The organism is Rhizobium ecuadorense (genome assembly GCF_001187535.1).
GTDB classification, from domain to species: domain Bacteria; phylum Pseudomonadota; class Alphaproteobacteria; order Rhizobiales; family Rhizobiaceae; genus Rhizobium; species Rhizobium ecuadorense.
The window spans coordinates 1-549 of sequence record NZ_LFIO01001034.1; the positions used below are offsets into that span (position 1 = coordinate 1).

The 549-nt window shown below is 57.9% G+C and carries 1 pseudogene; it reads left to right on the forward strand.

The features are described from left to right. Positions 1–118: 118 nt before the first annotated feature. Positions 119–549: pseudogene (locus tag AF337_RS18620) on the forward strand (glycoside hydrolase family 3 protein); the annotation flags it as partial.

The following is a 549-nucleotide window of genomic DNA, read 5'->3' on the forward strand; positions in this document are numbered from 1 at the left end:
CGATATATCCAAAATGTTCCCGACGAACTTAACCTGACATCACCGAACTGGCTTATGACGGGATAGCGTGCATATTCACACGGGCTATCCGCAGAGCGTTGATCAACGGGGGGAACTTATGACGATTTACGACGAGCTTCGCAAAGCGCCGTTCAACCTCGACGACGCTGCGATATCCTGGCTCCACGACACCTATGCCTCGCTCGATCTTGATGACAAGATCGGCCAACTCTTCACCTTGATCATGATCGGGACGGATGAGGAGGAATTCAAACGCATTGCTTCACTCAGGCCGGGCGGCGTAACCCGCTTCTTCACGGCTGACCTCGAGTTCGAGCGGCGGGTCATCTCTGACCTCGTGGCCAAGAGCAAAGTCCCGCCCATCATCAGCGCAGACCTCGAAGGCAGCCGTCATTCCTTCGCTTTCGGCACTCCGGTGCTGGGTCAACTTGGCCTTGCCGCCGTCGACGACGTTCAGGCGACCGAGAGAAGTTCAGAAATCTTGGCGCGCGAGGGCCGCGCGATGGGGGTGCGCTGGTCCTTCACGCC